This window comes from Micromonospora parathelypteridis (genome assembly GCF_014201145.1).
Taxonomy (GTDB): domain Bacteria; phylum Actinomycetota; class Actinomycetes; order Mycobacteriales; family Micromonosporaceae; genus Micromonospora; species Micromonospora parathelypteridis.
The window spans coordinates 2,484,919-2,498,925 of record NZ_JACHDP010000001.1 but is presented as its reverse complement, the minus strand read 5'-3'; the positions used below and the strand labels follow the sequence as shown (position 1 = coordinate 2,498,925).

The window sequence follows — 14,007 nt, the reverse complement described above, 5'->3', positions numbered from 1 at the left end:
GCCCTGGGCGACAACCGCGACCGGCGGTCGTCGTACCCCCGGTGCCTGAGCGGCCGGCCGGCGGGACCGCCTGGCAGACGTTGGAACGTCTAGGGGGTACGGTGACCGGTGTGCAAGGCCGGGACTGGCGCCCTCGCTACCTGCAACTCGCGGAAGAGTTGCGGGCGAAGATCGTGAGCGGTGAACTTGCCCCCGGCACTCTGATGCCCAGCGAGACCGAGTTGGCCGACACCTCGGGCCTGTCGCGCACAAGCGTCCGCAACGCCATCCGGCAGCTCCGCGAATGGGGCCTGGTCCGCGCGGAGCAGGGGCGCGGCACCTACGTGCGGGCACCCCGCCAGCGGGTACGCCGTCGCAACACCGAGCGCTACCAGTGGGAGAAGGATCGCGTCCTGCTCGACGAGGACGAGCGGCTAAAGACTGGCGCCACCGAGCACGACACCGGCCTGACCGTCGACGATCTGAAGTTCCACGCCGAGTACTCGCGGGTGGAGGCTGATGCGGAGATGGCGGCGGCCTTGCAGGTCGAGCCGGGTACGCCGCTGCTGCGCCGGGTCTACTGGACGTCGTCGCGGCATGAGAACGCGCCGCTGACCGTGTCGTACTCCTACCTGCCGCACGATCTGGTGGCCGCGAACCCGGATCTGCTCGACGCGGGCAAGGAACCGTGGCCGGGCGGCACGCAGCATCAGCTCTACACGCTGGGTATCGAGTTGGACCGGATCGACGACGAGATTCGCGCCCGCCCGCCGTCGCCCGATGAGGCCGAGCTGCTGGACATCGACCCGGGCGTCTCCGTGCTCACCGTGCGGAAGACCTCGACCGACACCACGGGTCGGATCGTCGAGGTCGCCGACGTGGTGATGCCGGGCGACCGCACCGAGCTTGTCTACTCCCACAAACTCCAGCGGTGGAAAACTTGACGCAGCTCGTCTCGGTCATCACCCCGGTCCACGCGCCCAGCATCGAGCACCTGCCTGGCGCCTACGAGTCATTGGCCAAGCAGGAGATGCCTGACGGCTGGGACTGGGAATGGCTCGTCCAGGAGGACGGGCAGACCGGCGCCCTGGTCGACGCGCTCCCTGACGATCTCCGGATCAGTCTGGGCACCGGCCGTCCCGGTGGGCCTGGTGTCGCCCGTACCCTCGCTCTCTCCCGGGTCTCCGGGCAACTCATCAAGGTCCTGGACGCCGACGACCAGTTGACCGCCGGTGCGCTCGCGCGGGACATCGCCGCGTTCGACGCGCACCCGCAGATCGGCTGGACCACCTCGCGGGTACTCGACCTGCTGCCCGACGGGTCGACCGCAGGATGGGACAAGGACCCGGCCGGCGGCGTCATCGACCGCGGTTCGGTCCTGTCGTTCTGGAAGGCCAATGACTACCGGGCCTCGGTGCACCCGGCGACCCTGTGCCTGCGGCGGGATCTTGTGTTCGCCCTCGGCGGCTGGATGGCGCTGCCGGCCTCCGAGGACACCGGCCTGTTACTCGCCGCCAACGCGGTCAGCGCGGGCTACTTCACCCGGGAGTACGGCCTGCTTTACCGCAAGTGGCCCGGCCAGGTGACCAGCCAGGGCGCGCACCGAGAGCCGGCCGAATACCGGGCTCGGATGCGGATCATCGAGGCCAGAGCCAACGCCCTAGCCTCGATGATCCCGAACGGCTTCGGCGGTCGCGCTACGGCGTAGCTTCGTGCCCTGGCATCCCGTGGGTACGCCGCCGCTCCTTCATCTCCGCCTCAAAGATGTGCCGCCGACCGCCGGCCAACTTCTCCCGCGCGTCCCGCTCGATCTCCTGGAACGCGGCGTAGTAGCCGTCGTCGAACTCCTCCACGATCTGGAACGTCCACCGGCCTGGTAGGACGTTGCGGCCCAGGAGCTCGTGTTCGACCCGGTCGGCCATCTCGTCGTGTCCGGCTTCGCGGAATAGCTTCACGACACGGTCAAGTGTGAGGTCCGCCCCGCCGACGAGTTGGTGTGCCGAGTACAGGTGACCTCGCACCCGATGGATCGTTTCGAGCGCCTTGCTCAATTCGCCTAAGGCCTCAACGGTTATGTCTTCCGTCTTTCCCGGCCGCGCATGCGACTCATCAACCGGCTTCGTGTGTTTCCTTCCTGCCATGCTGGCCCTCTACCCAGAAAAAACGCCCTTACGCATCGTTCCGGGCATCGGTGTCCATCGCGCCCACAAGGGTTAGCGGTGACCCGAAACCGGAGATCACTTCTATGGCCACCACCCGCAACAGTTCTAGATCTGGCTGCAGGGCATTCGCTTCGCGATCTCCTGGGAAGATTGCTTCAATGCCTTCCTTGCCGCCGCCGGCTTTGGAGTGGACTATGCGGCACCTGACGTCGTAAATACGATTTGCGACTTGCTTGACGATGTCTCGCGATGTGTCCTTGGACGAGAGAGTGGTGACATGCTTGATGGGCCCTCTCTTTGTAAAATGCTCTGGTACGGATCGTTCGAGTTGTGTCAACCAATTCATTATTCTGTCGGACCCCACGGAGTCGGCAACCAAGTCTACGAACGAATCGCGCTCACTTTTGGATGATTGCCTGCCTAGGATGCCAATCAGGCTAAGTACGTCTTCATCCTCGGACAGGCTAAAAAGTGGGGAGTGCAAGGTCCGCCGAATCTGTTGGATGGCTGCCTTCCGGTCATGCAGCGGTAGGTAGTATTCGACGCTTTGGTAGTAGAGAATGTAACGGTTTAGGACGGTCTGGTTGAAATGATCGGAGGCAAGTTGGAAGAGGGCGGCAGCCTGATCATTGAACCGTGCGACAGGAAAGCGCAGAGTCGCAAGGCGCGAAGCTATACGGGCATGATACGACCCTCGCTCCCTTCTGGGAATGAGGCTCGTCGACGTGCGCAATGAAGCGGCGGCTTCAAAGAGCAGGGATCGAGCCAATTCTTCTGCCACATGTAGGGCTACCGAGCGGCCGAGATCGTTTTCGAATCGAATCTTGATCGAGTAGAACCGCGTTAACTCTCGGCCGTCTCTCGACCAAGGGGACCCCCAACGAGCCTCCGCCTCAAGCATTTGAAACGCCATGCTCGCGCTCGCGGCTGAAATCTCGATGCAGGTCCTCGCGCGCGGACTGTGCACGTGGGCCCAGATTGCAGGGCCAGGCTCCGCCATGCCTAGGTGAGTTCGTGCATTCGGGAAGAGCGAAGGATGGTCGTTGCTCCTGAGTGAATGCGAACAGGCGACGTCGAGGTGGATTTGGCCACGCCCAAACCTGCTTTCAAGAGCTTTGAGGACAAATTCGACGTATCGGTTGTCAGCGGATATATGTCCGACATGTTTGTCGGTCGGCGTAAATCCGAACGAATGTTCGTGTGCAAGTAACCTGACACCAACCGAACTGCATTTGGCGGCCGCATCTGCTTGAGGATTGCTCTTTATCTCATAGCGGCCCTCAGCGTCATATGTAATGGACCATCCGGAAGCGGAAAGGAGTTCGGTCGCCACGTCAATGGGGGGGAGGTGGGGGTGTGCTTCAAGGTGAGGATCTTGATTGTCGATCTCAACCTCTGGCGTAAAGTCTGCCTCGCTGGACCCGATTTCAACGGGGGATTCTTCGATGCTCAAGGGATAACGATTCCCATCAAATGCGATTGATCATCCTGGGATCTCCATCCTAAATGAACATGGCGTTGGGCGATACGTACAGCAGGGCCAGGGAGTCGGAGCTCATTGCTGGGCAAAACGTGTCATAGGGGTTCTACCCCCGCACTGGGCGGCTTCAAGGTCTTACGGCCGGGTCGCCGGCGACTCCACGGCATGCCATGAGTTGTTGACTTGTCTGCCAAGTGCCGTCTACCTTGGACCGCAACTTGGCAGACAAGTTAACAAGTTGGAGGTTGAGCGGTGGCTCTGCGAGGCGGCACGAGGTTCGCGGTGCGGTGTGAGGACGTGTTCCCGGCGGGGTGCGCGTTGGTGCCCGAGTCCCTGGGCGAGGTCGAGGACTACGACGAGAAGACCGGTCGGCGTAGCCCGGCGAAGGACAAGCTGACCGGCCAGCGGGTGTGGCAGGTCCGGGTGATGGACCTGGATCCGGAGCTGGGGAAGCGGTCGCGGGAGACGACGGTCAAGATCTCGGCGGACTACCAGCCGGTCCCGCCGACGGGCGGCCTGTTCGAGGCGGTGGAGTTCGACGGCATGACCGTCACGCCGTACGTGGGCAACAACGGTCGGATGGCGTATTCGCTGCGGGCGACCGGGATGCGTGCCCCGGCGGGCGTGGCCGCGAAGGCGGCGCAGTAGCCGCATTTGGTGGGGGCGGGGCTGTCAGGTCTTGGCGGACGGCAGCCCCGCCCTCTGTCTCTTTCCCCTGCTCTGCCGAGAGAGGTAGTGACATGTCCAAGCGTATGCCTGCCGTCCTGCGGCGGCCCACAGTGGCGGGTGCGCGATGATGCGCCGGCCGCGTGGCGAGGTCGTGATGACCACCGCCGGGGATCTGATGGTGATCCGGCCGCGCCGGCTGGAGTTGCCGGTCTGGCTGATCGCGGTCGGCCTGGTGCTGCGGTGGCTGTGGCGTGGCCTGTGGTGGTGTCTTCGCCACCCGCTCGCCGTCGCCCTGGTCGTGGCTGGGGTGAGCCTCTACCGCGAGTTCGGCCGGTCCGGCGTGATCGTGCCCGTGGTCCTGGCCGCTGCCGTCTCGGCGCTGTGGCGGTGGCGGCACGAGTCGTCCTGGTGGACCTGGTGCGCCGGCCCGATCCTCGGCCGGTTCCGCCAACTCTTCGTCTACCGGCGGGCCTGGCGCGAGGCAATGACCCTCTGCGGGCTGGCCAAGGTGTACGACCATCGCACGGTCCTGCCGGAGTTGCTGCGGGTCCGTTCGGATCAGGCGCTCGACGTGCTGACCATCCGCATGGTCCGCGGCCAGACACCGGAGGAGTTCCAGAAGGCGACGGCGAACCTGGCGTACGCCTTCGGCCGGCGGCACGCCCGGGTCTACTCCGAGCGTCCCGATGAACCGCCGATCCGGTCGGGCTACTGGGCGCTGGTCCTGGGCGCGGTGGACCGGTTGCGGTTCCGCGACCGGCCGTCGGTGGTCTACCTGGTGGTGGTCCGCACGGATGCGCTGCGCACCCTGGTCGACCCGTTCGACGTCCCATCGGTGCCCGACTTCACCGCGCTACCCCTGGCTCGACGGGAAGACCTGCGGCACTGGTGCCTGCACCTGCTGGCCACGCACGTACTCATCGGCGGTGCCACCCGCTCCGGTAAGGGCTCGGTGCTGTGGTCGCTGGTCCGGGTCCTGGCCGGTGGGATCTCCTCCGGGCTGGTCCGGCTCTGGGTGATCGATCCCAAGGGCGGCATGGAGTTCGCGATGGGTCGGCCGTTGTTCGCGCGGTTCGCCTGCAAGTCGTTCGAGGCCATGGCCGATCTGCTCGACGAGGCCGTGACAGTGATGCGGGAGCGGCAGACCCGGCTTGCCGGCGCGGTGCGGGTCCACACGCCGACCCTGGATGACCCCCTGGTCGTGGTCGTCATCGACGAGATGGCGGCACTGACCGCGTACCTCCAGGATGTCGACCTGCGTAAGCGCGTCGCCGGGTCGCTCGGTCTGCTGCTGTCGCAGGGTGCCGGCGTCGGCGTCCTGGTGGTGGCCGCGTTGCAGGACCCCCGCAAGGAGGTGCTGCCGTTCCGGGACCTGTTCCCGACCCGGATCGCGCTCGGCCTGACCGAGGCTGCTCAGGTCGACCTCGTGTTGGGTGACGGTGCCCGCAACCGGGGTGCCCTCGCCGACCAGATGCCCCGCTGGGCCAAGGGGGTCGGCTACGTGATTCTCGACGGCATTCCAGAGCCGGCGCGGGTGCGCTTTTCCTACATCTCTGACGACCACATCCGGGAGCTGGCCGCCGAGTACCCGGCGCCGGCCGACGCGGCGGACATCCTCGCCCAGGTCGGCCGGGAAACCGCCACCGAACCAACCCGGCCGCCTCTGCCCCGGCAGCGTCGCGGACCACTGCTTCCGGATTCGCTGCTGAACATCCTCGACCGGGACACCGACGGGGGTGAGCCGCGGTGACCGCCCCGACCGACGGCCGAACCTTCTACCGGCTGCGCGCTCCCGGCACCGACGGCGCCACCAGCACGGCGGTGTCCGTTCGCGTCGACCCCGCCCGGCCCGATGCGTACCCGGTCTATCTCGCAGTAGGCGGCGGCCGGCGCCGCATGTACCTGACCCCTGACGAGGCGTGGGCGCTGTGGCGCTGCCTCTCCGAAGCGGTGGCCTCCCTCGGCGAGCCACCCGACCACATCCGTACCCGCGTCGCCCCGGCCCGGAGGTAACCGATGTCCCTCAAAAGCTTCTTCCTCGGCACCCACCGCCTCAAGCCGCTGCACATCGAACTCAACGGCTCCCCGGACCGGCTCGCCGGTGCCCTGCACGGCCTGGCGCACATGGTCAACCGCCGCCGTGACCTGAACGGCCAGCAGATCTGCATCACCCTGACCGTCCGCGACAACGGCAGCGGCCGATGATCCGCGAACGCGCCGAGTCCGGCGTCCGGGTGCTGATCCTGCTCGCCATCGGCACCATGGCCGGCGCCGCCGCCTTCACCCACGTCCACGACCTGACCGTTGCCCACGGCCAGCCCGACTGGATCGGCTGGGCCAACGCCGTGGCGGTCGAGCTGATGGCGATCTACCTCGGCCTGGAGATCCGTGCCCGCCGTCGCACCGGTCGACCTGTCGGCCTGGTCGGCGTCCTCCTGATCGCGTTCGCGCTGCTCTCCCTCGCCGCCCAGGTCGCCGAAGCCGAACCGTCCGTCTGGGGCTGGATCGTCGCGGCGGTGCCGTCGCTGGCCTTCCTCGCCCTGGTGAAGGTCGTCCTGTCCAGCGCACCCACCGCCGCGCCGGCAGCGGAGCCCGATCAGCCGCAGGGCGATTGGTACGACGAGCCGCAGCCTGTCGAACCCGCGCCGCCGGCTCCGGTGATGCCGCCGGCATCAGCCGCGGTGCTGCCTCGGGTCGGTGTCGTCCAGCCCAATCGGCCCCAGGTCGTCGGGATCATCCGATGACGGCTCCCACCCTGCCCGGCCTCGAACCCGCCCCGACCCCGATTGCTCCTCGGCCGGGGTCGCGGGCGGCCCGCATGGCGCTGCCGCGTTCGATCGACGTCCTCAAGGACATCGCCATCGAGTACGGCGTCTGCGTCCGTCCGCTCGCCATGCGCCGGACCGACCTCGACACCGGCCTGACCGAGGTCATCGACCTGCCCTGCGGGGCGACCCGGGAGGACAAGTGCCCGCCGTGCGCCAAGAAGAACCGCCGGCTACGGCAGGCCCAGATCCGCGAGGGCTGGCACCGCGACGACGAACCACTACCCGGCCCGGAACCCGCGACCGAGGCGCAGAAGTCACTGATCCTGTTCCGCGCACACCTGGAGTTCTCCCGCGACGAGGCCGTACGCGCCGCCCAGTGGGACCAGGTGACCGACCTCGACGAGGCTATCCGCGAGGTAGAGGAAGCCATCGCCGCTGAAGGTTTGCGCGGGCGCGTCGGACCACCCCATGCCACCGACGACGAGGACCAGGACGACGAGCCTGGCCAGCGACGCAAGCGCTCCACCAAACGGCGCCAGGATGCCCCCGAGCTGCCCCGGCGCAAGGTTGAGCGGCGCACCGTCGGCAAGACCTACACCGCCCCGGATGGCGCCACCTACCAACCGTCGATGTGGCTCACGCTCACCCTCGACTCGTACGGCCCGGTCCGCCCCGACGGCACCCCGGTCAACCCCGCCAGGTACGACTACCGCCGCGCAGCCTGGGACGCCGTGCACTTCCCCCGGCTTCTCGACCGGTTCTGGCAGAACCTTCGGCGGTGCGTGGGCTGGAACGTCCAGTACGCCGGCTGCGTCGAGCCGCAACGCCGTCTCGCTCCGCACGCCCACTTCGCCATCCGGGGCACCATCCCCCGGGACGTCCTCCGCACCGTGGCGGCGGCGACCTATCACCAGGTGTGGTGGCCCTCGGTCGACGTCCAGCGTTACACCCTCGACCGGCTCCCAATCTGGGACGAGCAGGCGGCGACATGGGTAGACCCAGACACCCGCGAGCCGCTGACCACCTGGACGGAAGCCCTCGACATCATCGACGACGACCCGGACGCCGAGCCTGTGCACGTCGTGCGCTTCGGCGCCCAGGTCGATGCCCGCGGCGTCATGCCCGGCACCGAGGACGCCGAACGGACCATCCGGTACGTCACGAAATACATCACCAAGCACACCGGCGACTGCCACAAGGCGACCACCGACCGGCAACGCAAGCATCTCGACCGGCTCTGGCACCAACTCCAGCTGACTCCCTGCACCGAGCGGTGCGCTAACTGGCTGCTCTACGGCGTCCAGCCCAAGAAGACGCACGCCAAGCTCAAGCCGGGCCGCTGCAAGGGCAAGGTCCACCAGCGCGACACCCTCGGAATCGGCGGCCGGCGCATCCTCATCTCCCGCGACTGGTCCGGCAAGACCCTCGCCGACCACAAGCACGACGCGCGGGCCTGGGTACGAGCACTGCTCGGCGTCACCACCGACGGCACGCAGCTCGTCGACGACCAGGGCGACACCACCGAACGGGTCCGGCACGCCTGGGAGTTGGCCCGACCGGATGACCCGGACGTCGGCCCGATGACCCACCGACTCATGCGATCGATCAGCGAACGGGCCCGCTGGCGGTCCGAACTGCTCGCAGCCAAAGACCGGGCCGCGCAGGGGTCCACAGATCTTTCGGCAACTCAGCACAGCGCACAGCACAACGGGGAGGAGACGCAGTGAACGAGGAGTTGTTGACCGTGCCGGAAGTGCTCGCTGAACTGCGCGTACCCCGCTCGACCTGGTTCTACTGGCGGCAGACCGGCAAGGGGCCGCGGGTGATCAAGCTTCCGAACGGGCAGCTCCGGGTCCGCCGGTCGGCGCTCGGTCGGTGGCTCGGCGACCTGGAGCAGGACGCCGCATGAAGAGCTACGAGGTCCAGATCTGGGAGATCGCCAAGCGTGCTGATCGGAAGGCTCGGCCGTGGCGGGTCCGCTGGGCGGTGAGCGGCCAACGCTTCGAGGACATGTTCCGTACCAAGGCCCTGGCGCACTCGTTCCGCGCCGAGCTGGTCCAGGCGGCCAACGCTGGGGAGCCCTTCGACCCGGCCACCGGCCGCCCGGTCTCCGAGGCCAGAACCAAGAACCCCACCACCTGGTACGCGCACAGCCGCGCGTACGTCGAGATGAAGTGGCCCCGGGCGGCGGCCAAGACCCGGCGGTCGATCGTCGAAGCGTTGACCTCGATCACGGTGACCCTGACTCGGCCAGCGAAGCGGGGCCGACCGACTGACGCCCTGCTCCGTGAGGCGCTGTACCTCTACGGCCTCAACCCACGCCGCTGGTCCGAGGAGATCCCGGCCGAACACGCGGCGGCCCTCGCCTGGCTGGAAACCGCGTCCCTCCCGGTAGTCGAACTCGACTCACCGGCGATGGTCCGCCGCGTCCTCGACAGCCTGTGCGTACGCCTCGACGGCAAGCCCGCGGCTGCCTCCACCGTCCAGCGGAAGCGGGCCACCTTCTACAACGTGCTCGGGTACGCCGTCGAGCTGGAGCTGATCGATTCCAACCCGGTCGACCGGGTCCAGTGGACCGCCCCCGAGGTCGCGCAGTCCATCGACCGGCGTGTGGTGGCGAACCCGGCGCAGGTCGCCACGCTGCTGGAGGCGGTGAAATCTCTCGGCAAACGTGCCGACAAGGTCACCGCGTTCTTCGGTTGCCTCTACTACGCGGGGATGCGGCCGTCGGAAGCCGCGGACCTTCGGCGGGAGGACTGCGACCTTGCCGGCCGGTGCGCCGACTGCGGGGCCGACTTCGACGACCTGGCGGCCGTCAAGCCTTCCCGGTCCTGCGACCACGAGAAGATCGAACATCGCTGGGGCCGCCTGGTGCTCGCCGGCACCTCGCCGCGCGCCGGGTCGCACTGGACCGATGACGGCGGCTCCCACGAGCGGCGCGGACTCAAGCACCGGGGGAGGGCCGAGACTCGCACGGTCCCGATCCCGCCCCGGCTCGTCGAACTGCTGTGCGCGCACGTCGAGAATCACGGGGTCGGCCCGGACGGTCGGTTCTTCCGGGGCCTGCACGGTGGGCCGCTCTCTGAGTCGGTCTACGACCGGTGGTGGAAGCTCGCCCGGGAGAAGGCGCTCACCGAATCGCAGGTCGCCTCGCCGCTCGTCCGCCGGCCCTACGACCTGCGGCACGCGGCGGCCTCGCTCTGGCTGAATGCCGGCGTGCCGCCCACCGAGGTCGCCCGGCGCCTGGGCCATGGCGTCGCCGTCCTGCTCCGCGTCTACGCGAACTGCATCGACGGCGGCGACGACACCATGAACGACAAGATCGGCGAGGCTCTGGCGTGACCCCGTATGAATCAGACGGTGGAGTCAGCGGCCGACGTGGCGTCGCCAGTAGCGGTCAAGCGCCGGGCCTCGGCCAGAACGCGTGCATCGATGTCCGCTTCGGTCTCCTCGCAGAACTCCAGCATGTCGTAGATGTCGTCGAGCATGACCAACTCTTCCGCGAGCGGCGTGCCGTCGTGCCCGATGACCGAGTGAGCCCAACGCGCCAGCTCGCGCGGGGAGAGGGTGCCAGCGAGAAGCTTGGTCGCCATGATGCGTACGGCAGCGTCCTTGCCCTCTTGGCTGCCTTCGGGGAAGAAGGTCAGGCCAAGCTCGTCAAGGGTGGGTTCAAGCCACTGGAGCAGTTCATGGCTGCTGGCGGAGGGCGAGACTCCGGCCAGGATGCGCAGCGAGGGGCTGTCAACGCCCGCCACGAGGCAGTCACAGACGGCCTCGATCACCTCGGCCGCCGTGCCGTGCCTGATGCTCCAAAGAGTGGTGGCGTCCTGGAGGCGAGCGAGAGCATCCTGACCGAGCATCGCTACATGATCGGGCAGCGAGCCCCCGCTGTCGCTTGCTTATCCGCAGCTCGTCTTGCGGCCGTACGACGTGTGGCACGCAGCGGCCTCGCTCTGGCTGAATGCCGGCGTCCCGCCGACCGAGGTTGCCCGGCGCCTGGGCCACGGCGTCGCCGTCTTGCTCCGGGCCTACGCCAACTGCATCGGCGGGGGAGACGACACCATGAACGACAACATCAGCGATGCTCTCGCAGATGCGCCGGCGGTCCGACCCGGCAGAGGTAGGACTCGGGATCAATAGAGAGTGCGATGCACCGTCGATCGAGAGTGGCTTGACCAGTTCAGGGACACTCGTAATCATGTGGCGACCATGTGTAGCTGTCTCGGCGTCGAGAGTCGCAGGTCAGGCGGGCGGTACACGGTGAAGGTGCATTCTGCCTGCGGTCGGGGAGTGGCAACGGCGGGCGCCCCGAGTCTTGCACCAATACGGCGATATCGAGACCGCACCATATGGTTGACGCTCATTCCTCTACTTCTGGCGCTGGTACTCGCTGGCTGCGACCCAGAGGGGGAGGGTAAGGGCAAGGTCAAATACAAGCCTGCGCTGCTGCCGGTGGCCCTGACAGTCGGTCCGGATGGCGTTGCGGTTGAGGGCGAGACGAGCATTGTCACTCCGATCGGCGAGTTCTCGATCGGGGCGGAGTACTCCCTCCCACCCCGAGATGGAAGCACGATCTACGTCCTGCTTCGGGACCGCAAGAAGGGTGCCACCGGGTTTGACAGGGTGTTCAAGGTCCAGACCGGACGCGACCAGCTCACCGTGGTCGTGAACGGAACCACCACCATCCAGGTCAAGGATGGCCAGGTGTTGATCGACGTCACCGGGGGTGCCGTCAAGAAGATCCAGTTCAAGCGAGTGGATCAAGCGAACGTGAAGGAAGGTGGGGACTCGTACTGGTCCAGCGTCGGCGCGAAGTGGAGCCGGGGTTGGGAGTCCTCCCTCTACAAGCCCTTCGTGTTCACCCGCTGGGCATACGATGACTCGACAATCGACAAGTGGTGCGGCCTGGGGTTTGTCTGGTTCCTGCTGCGCTTGGCGCTCACCGTCGTGCTGCTGCTCGTAGATCTGGTGCTGAGTTCGATCTTCTTACTGGCCCAGATCGCCTATTTGATCTTCGGCTCGACTGGACGGAACGTTGTCTGGGGGATTGCCATCTTGCTGGCGGTCGTCGCGGTGATCCGCGGGTTCCTCTATTACTGATCTGGACGTTCGGCGCGTGGGCAGATGGTGGGCGGCCAGCACCTCCGACCTTGGGGCGGAACGAGAAGGAGCAGGTCAGCACACCTGACGCGGCCAAGATCGCGGACGCCCTGTAAATCCGTCGCGAAAGCTTCAGAGGTTCGAATCCTCTACCCGCCACCAGGTGCACGAGAGAGGCCCCCGACCAGCGTGAACGCCGGTCGGGGGCCTCTCTCGTGAGTCCTGCTCGGTCCAGCTCCGACCCGCTCGGTCTCCCTGGCTGTGCCACATACGTGTCACCGACTGTTCTTGCTTGCGTGGTGCCGGCAGAAACGGCAGTCACACAACCACCCAGGTGACTTGCGGCAACTCCCAGCGATCTGGGGGCGACAGGGGACGGCCGTCGACGCAGCCTCCTGTCATGGCCGGGCCGCGGTCGCAGGCCAATGAAAGCGGTCGCAGGCCAATGAAACAAGTAGCCGATGAGCGGATGTTTGCTCGGTGGGGGCCCGGAAACTAGTCGCGCATGTTTGACGGCTTCGAGGACGAGCGGATCGATGTCGGGGAGGTCGAGCTCCGGGTCCGGCATGCGGGGCACGGGCTTCCGGTCCTACTCATTCATGGACATCCCCGTACGGGATCGACGTGGCATCGAGTCGCGCCCCAGCTGGTTGATCGCGGGTTCACCGTCGTCTGTCCCGACATGCGCGGCTACGGGCAATCCGGCAAGGCGAAGATTCTCGCGGATCACTCGCAGCAGTCCAAGCGGGTGGTTGCGGCGGACATGGTGCAGCTGATGGATGAGCTGGGCCATACGACGTTCGCCACCGTCGGGCACGACCGCGGATCGTATGTGGCGTTACGCCTGGCGCTGGACCATCCCGATGCGGTCAGTCGATTGGTAGTCATCGACGGTGTACCCATCAGTGAGGCTCTTGCCAGGTGTGATGCGAAGTTCGCCCATGACTGGTACCACTGGTTCTTCTTCGCCCAGCCAGACAAGCCGGAGCGAGCCATCGCCGCCGACCCCGATGCCTGGTACGCCAGTAAGGCCCGGCCCGAGAGCATGGGAGCCGAGAACTACCAGGAGTTTCGGCACGCCATCCACGATGCGGCCACCGTGCGGGCGATGCTGGAGGACTACCGAGCCGGCCTCGGTGTTGACCGAGCGCACGAGGAAGCGGACCGGCGTGACGGTCGCACTGTCCGCTGCCCAACTCTGTTTCTGTGGTCGACCCGGGACGACATGGAAGATCTGTACGGCGATCCACTAGCAGTCTGGCGCCCGTGGGCCGCCGATCTACGCGGCCACTCGATCGAGTCCGGCCACCACGTCGCCGAGGAGAACCCCGACGACCTGACCGCAGCGCTGCACCACTTTCTGTCATGAGCGTCCGTCCCCGCACGGCGCCGCTGCCGCCGCTGCCCGGCGGCAACCTTCAGCTGTCGGTTTAGTCGCCCCAATCGAGTTGGTGTGTGGGCACACCCGCGAGCCTTCCGTGCCTCACGGCCTCGGCGCGCCCTGTCTGGTCACCAATGGCGTAGCGGAAGATCCGCCCAGGAAAGACCACGACATGGTCATCGGCGACGCGGAAGTCGGCGTACCAGCCCTGGCCTCCGACCAGAGCGTCTGCCAGCGCGGACGCGAGTTCGTCAGCAGTGTCATCAGGGCCCTCGACATCCAGCAGTGTCCACACGTCAGGCTGGTGGCTACCAGCAGCAGCGGATACGTCCTGCCGATCGATCCGGGTAATCCGAAGGTCCCGGACCTGCAGGTCACATCCGACGCGGAGGCTCTCGGCGATAACCCTTCCCTGCAACATGACGACATGGTGAGAGGCGGGTCTGACAGTCTGTCGGCCTCCACCTC

General features: G+C 66.9%; 16 protein-coding genes. 12 read left to right on the top strand and 4 right to left on the bottom strand.

All coding sequences use genetic code 11. From position 1 onward, the window contains the following. The first annotated feature begins 101 nt into the window (after nucleotides 1-101). Together HNR20_RS11020 and HNR20_RS11015 are read left to right on the top strand one after the other, a co-directional pair. Complete coding sequence (locus HNR20_RS11020; RefSeq protein ID WP_184178772.1) at nucleotides 102-923, top strand: GntR family transcriptional regulator; 822 nt, start codon at nucleotides 102-104, stop codon at nucleotides 921-923. Continuing rightward, nucleotides 911-1,687 carry a glycosyltransferase family 2 protein gene (locus HNR20_RS11015; RefSeq protein ID WP_229687081.1) on the top strand — a complete coding sequence of 259 codons (777 nt, stop codon included), beginning with the start codon at nucleotides 911-913 and terminating at the stop codon, nucleotides 1,685-1,687. The genes HNR20_RS11020 and HNR20_RS11015 overlap by 13 nt, the downstream gene beginning before the upstream one ends. Here HNR20_RS11015 and HNR20_RS11010 read toward each other — a convergent pair. Together HNR20_RS11010 and HNR20_RS11005 are read right to left on the bottom strand one after the other, a co-directional pair. Continuing rightward, nucleotides 1,677-2,120 (bottom strand): hypothetical protein, encoded by a 444-nt coding sequence (locus HNR20_RS11010; RefSeq protein WP_184178770.1) that lies wholly within the window; start codon nucleotides 2,118-2,120, stop codon nucleotides 1,677-1,679. The two genes, HNR20_RS11015 and HNR20_RS11010, sit on opposite strands and share 11 nt — an antisense overlap. A gap of 28 nt (nucleotides 2,121-2,148) precedes the next feature. Then, nucleotides 2,149-3,594: a hypothetical protein gene (locus HNR20_RS11005; RefSeq protein ID WP_184178769.1), complete on the bottom strand. Its 1,446-nt coding sequence runs from the start codon at nucleotides 3,592-3,594 to the stop codon at nucleotides 2,149-2,151. Between the two features lie 279 nt (nucleotides 3,595-3,873). Between HNR20_RS11005 and HNR20_RS11000 the strand changes: the two genes are divergently transcribed. The 8 genes from HNR20_RS11000 to HNR20_RS10965 all read left to right on the top strand — a co-directional run bounded on the left by HNR20_RS11000 (nucleotide 3,874) and on the right by HNR20_RS10965 (nucleotide 10,400). Further along, nucleotides 3,874-4,269, top strand: a complete 396-nt coding sequence (locus tag HNR20_RS11000; RefSeq protein ID WP_030489556.1) for a hypothetical protein — start codon at nucleotides 3,874-3,876, stop codon at nucleotides 4,267-4,269. A gap of 148 nt (nucleotides 4,270-4,417) precedes the next feature. Further along, entirely contained in the window at nucleotides 4,418-6,040 is a 1,623-nt protein-coding gene (locus HNR20_RS10995) for an FtsK/SpoIIIE domain-containing protein (RefSeq protein ID WP_229687080.1), read from the top strand. After that, nucleotides 6,037-6,303 (top strand): hypothetical protein, encoded by a 267-nt coding sequence (locus HNR20_RS10990; RefSeq protein WP_121676974.1) that lies wholly within the window; start codon nucleotides 6,037-6,039, stop codon nucleotides 6,301-6,303. Before HNR20_RS10995 ends, HNR20_RS10990 begins: the two co-directional genes overlap by 4 nt. A 3-nt stretch (nucleotides 6,304-6,306) precedes the next feature. Then, nucleotides 6,307-6,495: a hypothetical protein gene (locus tag HNR20_RS10985; RefSeq protein WP_091402447.1), complete on the top strand. Its 189-nt coding sequence runs from the start codon at nucleotides 6,307-6,309 to the stop codon at nucleotides 6,493-6,495. After that, a complete protein-coding gene (locus HNR20_RS10980) occupies nucleotides 6,492-7,034 on the top strand; it encodes a DUF2637 domain-containing protein (RefSeq protein WP_184178767.1) in 543 nt (180 codons plus the stop codon). The genes HNR20_RS10985 and HNR20_RS10980 overlap by 4 nt, the downstream gene beginning before the upstream one ends. After that, complete coding sequence (locus HNR20_RS10975; RefSeq protein ID WP_184178765.1) at nucleotides 7,031-8,785, top strand: replication initiator; 1,755 nt, start codon at nucleotides 7,031-7,033, stop codon at nucleotides 8,783-8,785. Before HNR20_RS10980 ends, HNR20_RS10975 begins: the two co-directional genes overlap by 4 nt. Further along, the gene (locus tag HNR20_RS10970) at nucleotides 8,782-8,967 is read left to right on the top strand and encodes a helix-turn-helix transcriptional regulator (RefSeq protein ID WP_030329852.1); all 186 of its coding nucleotides are present in this window, start codon (nucleotides 8,782-8,784) and stop codon (nucleotides 8,965-8,967) included. Before HNR20_RS10975 ends, HNR20_RS10970 begins: the two co-directional genes overlap by 4 nt. Next, a complete protein-coding gene (locus HNR20_RS10965) occupies nucleotides 8,964-10,400 on the top strand; it encodes a tyrosine-type recombinase/integrase (protein WP_184178763.1) in 1,437 nt (478 codons plus the stop codon). The genes HNR20_RS10970 and HNR20_RS10965 overlap by 4 nt, the downstream gene beginning before the upstream one ends. Before the next feature lie 11 nt (nucleotides 10,401-10,411). Here the strand turns inward: HNR20_RS10965 and HNR20_RS10960 are convergent, their stop codons facing one another. Continuing rightward, nucleotides 10,412-10,918 carry a hypothetical protein gene (locus tag HNR20_RS10960; protein WP_184178761.1) on the bottom strand — a complete coding sequence of 169 codons (507 nt, stop codon included), beginning with the start codon at nucleotides 10,916-10,918 and terminating at the stop codon, nucleotides 10,412-10,414. A gap of 493 nt (nucleotides 10,919-11,411) precedes the next feature. Here HNR20_RS10960 and HNR20_RS10955 point away from each other — a divergent pair, with 493 nt between their 5' ends. After that, complete coding sequence (locus HNR20_RS10955) at nucleotides 11,412-12,158, top strand: hypothetical protein (RefSeq protein ID WP_184178759.1); 747 nt, start codon at nucleotides 11,412-11,414, stop codon at nucleotides 12,156-12,158. 505 nt (nucleotides 12,159-12,663) lie between these two features. Continuing rightward, nucleotides 12,664-13,527, top strand: coding sequence for an alpha/beta fold hydrolase (locus HNR20_RS10950; RefSeq protein ID WP_184178757.1), 864 nt, complete (start codon nucleotides 12,664-12,666; stop codon nucleotides 13,525-13,527). 61 nt (nucleotides 13,528-13,588) lie between these two features. On the opposite strand, the gene HNR20_RS10945 is transcribed toward HNR20_RS10950, so the two are convergent. Continuing rightward, a complete protein-coding gene (locus tag HNR20_RS10945; RefSeq protein ID WP_184178755.1) occupies nucleotides 13,589-13,960 on the bottom strand; it encodes a hypothetical protein in 372 nt (123 codons plus the stop codon). Nucleotides 13,961-14,007 lie beyond the last annotated feature (47 nt).

What these genes read in the sequence shown, in the direction of transcription:
- HNR20_RS10975 (WP_184178765.1), top strand. Translation starts at nt 7,031, where the DNA reads ATGACGGCTCCCACCCTGCCCGGCCTCGAACCCGCCCCGACCCCGATT.
- HNR20_RS10965 (WP_184178763.1), top strand. Translation starts at nt 8,964, where the DNA reads ATGAAGAGCTACGAGGTCCAGATCTGGGAGATCGCCAAGCGTGCTGAT.
- HNR20_RS10960 (WP_184178761.1), bottom strand. Translation starts at nt 10,918, where the DNA reads ATGCTCGGTCAGGATGCTCTCGCTCGCCTCCAGGACGCCACCACTCTT.
- HNR20_RS10945 (WP_184178755.1), bottom strand. Translation starts at nt 13,960, where the DNA reads ATGTTGCAGGGAAGGGTTATCGCCGAGAGCCTCCGCGTCGGATGTGAC.
- HNR20_RS10950 (WP_184178757.1), top strand. Translation starts at nt 12,664, where the DNA reads ATGTTTGACGGCTTCGAGGACGAGCGGATCGATGTCGGGGAGGTCGAG.
- HNR20_RS10980 (WP_184178767.1), top strand. Translation starts at nt 6,492, where the DNA reads ATGATCCGCGAACGCGCCGAGTCCGGCGTCCGGGTGCTGATCCTGCTC.
- HNR20_RS11010 (WP_184178770.1), bottom strand. Translation starts at nt 2,120, where the DNA reads ATGGCAGGAAGGAAACACACGAAGCCGGTTGATGAGTCGCATGCGCGG.
- HNR20_RS10985 (WP_091402447.1), top strand. Translation starts at nt 6,307, where the DNA reads ATGTCCCTCAAAAGCTTCTTCCTCGGCACCCACCGCCTCAAGCCGCTG.
- HNR20_RS10995 (WP_229687080.1), top strand. Translation starts at nt 4,418, where the DNA reads ATGCGCCGGCCGCGTGGCGAGGTCGTGATGACCACCGCCGGGGATCTG.